Annotated in this window: 5 protein-coding genes; 4 read left to right on the top strand and 1 reads right to left on the bottom strand. The window is 67.3% G+C overall.

Going from position 1 to position 3063, the window contains the following annotated elements; genetic code table 11:
* The 3 genes from WC683_20455 to WC683_20445 form a co-directional block, all read left to right on the top strand.
* Positions 1-337: hypothetical protein (locus WC683_20455; GenBank protein ID MFA4974983.1), on the top strand; the 337-nt coding region annotated here is incomplete at its 5' end.
* On the top strand, positions 334-588 hold the full coding sequence (locus WC683_20450) for a hypothetical protein (protein ID MFA4974982.1): 255 nt from the start codon (positions 334-336) through the stop codon (positions 586-588). The genes WC683_20455 and WC683_20450, both read left to right, overlap by 4 nt.
* Before the next feature lie 9 nt (positions 589-597).
* The gene (locus WC683_20445) at positions 598-1272 is read left to right on the top strand and encodes a hypothetical protein (protein MFA4974981.1); all 675 of its coding nucleotides are present in this window, start codon (positions 598-600) and stop codon (positions 1270-1272) included.
* Between the two features lie 17 nt (positions 1273-1289).
* On the opposite strand, the gene WC683_20440 is transcribed toward WC683_20445, so the two are convergent.
* Entirely contained in the window at positions 1290-2240 is a 951-nt protein-coding gene (locus WC683_20440) for a hypothetical protein (GenBank protein ID MFA4974980.1), read from the bottom strand.
* Between WC683_20440 and WC683_20435 the strand changes: the two genes are divergently transcribed.
* Positions 2239-2898, top strand: coding sequence for a lytic transglycosylase domain-containing protein (locus WC683_20435; GenBank protein MFA4974979.1), 660 nt, complete (start codon positions 2239-2241; stop codon positions 2896-2898). The genes WC683_20440 and WC683_20435 overlap by 2 nt on opposite strands.
* The last annotated feature ends 165 nt before the right edge of the window (positions 2899-3063 follow it).

The raw sequence follows: 3063 nt of genomic DNA, 5'->3' as shown, positions 1-3063 counted from the left end.
GCTCGGGCAGTCAGCCCCGAGCGTGAAAAGCACAAGCGCGGTGAATATGGCTATTCTTCCTTGCGTCATGAAGGCAGTGTATCATCACGCGAGGGAGGACGGTATGCGGTTCGAGGAGAAGCAGGTGGTGCGCGTGAAAGCAGACGTGAAGCAGGAGGGAAGTCTGTGGCCGCAGGTAGTCAAGAGTGGCGCCGGGAAAGCTCGCTGCCTGGGTCACGAAGGCGTCGTAGTGGAGCGCGGGATTCACCCAATTCACGGCGAGGTGTACCGCGTGGCCTGCGACATCGAAAGTCTCGTGTGGACGTGGCGTGCGGACGATCTCAAGGAGGTACCATGAAGGCTCTGTCTTTGGTTCTGGCTCTGGTGGCGGCGCTCGTGTTCACCGGCTGCGACCCTTACGCGGACCGCGACGTGGACGAGGACGTGTGCAACGAGTCGTGCCTCGACGACGACTACACGGTGCTCGACTGCGTCTGCGGACGGCTCATCACTCATTCCGTGAACGGAGAGCTCGTGACCGAGTGCATGTGCTCCTGCAACAATCCCGAATGGGAGACCACCTGGGAGTGGTGCGCGAACCCGTGGTAGAATCGGGCCATGGCGAAAGTCCCTCTCACCCCCGACGAACAGGCGCGCTGCTGCGTGCCCGCCGCTGACCGGACACACGCCCGGCGCTGCGAGTACGTGGTGAAACCGATCCCGTTCAAGGTCGGAGTCGAGCTGATTTCACAGCACCACTACGCGAAGGGCGCAGCAAATACCGCGGTGAAGATGATCGGGCTCGTTCGCTGCGACGGCGAGGTCGTCGGTGCGGCGCAGTTCCTTCCTCCGACTAAGGTTGCGGCGCAATCGGTGGCCGGCGACGACTGGCGCGACGTCCTCTCGTTCTCGAGGATGGTCGTCCTCGACTCGGAGCCGACGAACGCCGAGTCGCTGCTCATCGGCGGCGCGGTTCACGAGGTCAAGAAGGACCGGCGCTGGAGGGCCATCCTCACCTACGCTGACCAGGCGCAACAGCACACCGGCACCATCTACAAGGCGACGAACTTCGAGCCGCTCGGCGTGACGAAGCCCGAGTGCCGCTACGTGGACGAGAAGACCGGGCGCCTCGTCGCGAAGAAAGCGACCCACAGCCGCACGAAAGCAGAGATGATCGCGCTCGGGTGCCGCGTCGAGAAGAGCCAGAAGTTCAAGTTCGTCATGTTCCTCGATCGGGCGCTCCGCAAGCGAATGGCCGACAGCCTCGGACTCCCTGAGAGGAAGAAGAACTAGCTGGCGGTGCGAGCCGCCTAGGCTCGCGTTGCCCCCCAGGTCTTCTTGATCCACGCGAGCACGCGCCGCTGCATGGGCGTGTCGCTCCTGACGCCGAAGAGCCACTTCGCGGACCACATCCGGACGGCCATGATGCGGACAGCGGAAGCTCCGAGCCCGCGGACGAGCGGCTCGAGGGCGCGCTCGAGCGCCTCCTCGACCTCGTGGCCGGGCCACTTCTGATCGTAGCCGGCGAGGCCGGCGGCGAGCTGCACGGTGCCCTTCTCGAACTCGGGGATGTCCTCGAGCACGTCCTCGAGGAACTCCTCCTGCAGCCGGCCGGGGCCCCGCGGCCCTGAGAAGGCGACTTTCTTCCCCTCCCAGTCGCTCTCGGTCGAGTAGAGCTGGTAGTACATGCGGTCGACGAGCCGAGCGAGGAAGGCGCGCTTCGAGGCCTCCTTGTGGCCGGTGTGCGTCGTCCCTTGGAGCGTGATGTCGTGCTTCGCGGCGAGCTCGCGACGGCGACCGATGAGGTAGGCGGCTGCGCCGTCGAGGCTCGCGAAGCCACGGCAGTGCTGCTCCCTCCAGAGCCCCTCGGCATCGCCCTCGAGCGCCGTGAAGCCGAAGGGCAGGATGTCGCGGTCGAGCCGCTCGCAAGCCCGGTCGATCTTGTCCATGTCGGGCTCGGGCCAGTCGGTCGCGATGAGGCCGATGTCGGCGTCGAGGGCGAGCGGGAGGATGACGGCGAGGTCCTGGGGCTTGTAGACGCAGTCGAGGCCCGGCTTGGTCGTATCGACCATGAGCGCAGCGTTCATGACGCCGTGCTCGCGCATGAGCGCCCAGTAGCCGGGGTCCTTCACGACCGACGGGGGATCGTCGATCCAGACCTCCAAGCACGGCAGCTTCACCGCGGCGGCGCGAGGGATGGGCGTTTCCGGGGCTGTGGGCACGCGGGCAAGGTCGTCGTTGTTTCGGGTGTCGTTGGGCATGGCTCATGGTACTCTGGGGACCTCGAATTGGAGGAGAAGGCACATGGTGTACGTGAACCGGAAGACGAGGGACTGGTTGGGCCGAGCGCTCGTGTGGGTGATCGTGGGCGCGGCGGCCTTCGCTGCCTTCGGGCTCTTGCAGGACTGCCTCTGCGCGCCGGTCGCCGAGGCCGAGGAGGCGCAGTCGGCGCCGACGTCGGCGCCGACTTTGCCGCTCGAGACGTCGGCGGCGATCCTGAAGCTCCAGCCCGCGCTCACCCCTGCGCAGAACGAGACCTACGCGGCGGCCATCAACGCCAGCGCGGCGCGGCACGGCTTCGACCCGCTGCTGCTGGTCGCGATGATCATGCGGGAGAGCTCGTTCAACGAGCACGCGCGCGGCTCGGCCGGCGAGATCGGCTTGATGCAGGTGATGCCCGGCGTCGCGGCCCGCTTCGCCCCCGACGGCTGCGACGTCGAGAACGACCCGACCTGCAATATCGCGACGGGCGCCGCGAAGCTCGCGGACGTGCGGGACCGCGTCTGCCCTGGCTCGACGTGGCGATGGATGTCTGGGTATGGCATGAAGCGCTGCCCGACAGAGCGCGAGGCCGGGCTCGTGAAGGGCGCGCGGCGCGCCTTCGCCATCTACACCAAGCTCGGCGGCACGCGCTGGTAGCTACTTCCCTGTGAACGCCCAACGGATGGCGCGCTCGCCCTGAGTGAGCGCGACGGGGATCCCCCACTGCCCGACCTGAGACCCGGCGACGGGGAAGACGCGGGCTCGCGGGTTCGCGTCGGTCGCGCCGGTCGTCGTGTGCCCGCCGACCTTCCCCGACGGCGC

The organism is bacterium, assembly GCA_041648665.1.
GTDB lineage: Bacteria > UBA10199 > UBA10199 > 2-02-FULL-44-16 > JAAZCA01 > JAFGMW01.
The sequence above is the reverse complement of the archived record's forward strand: the minus strand, read 5'-3'. Positions and strand labels throughout refer to the sequence as shown.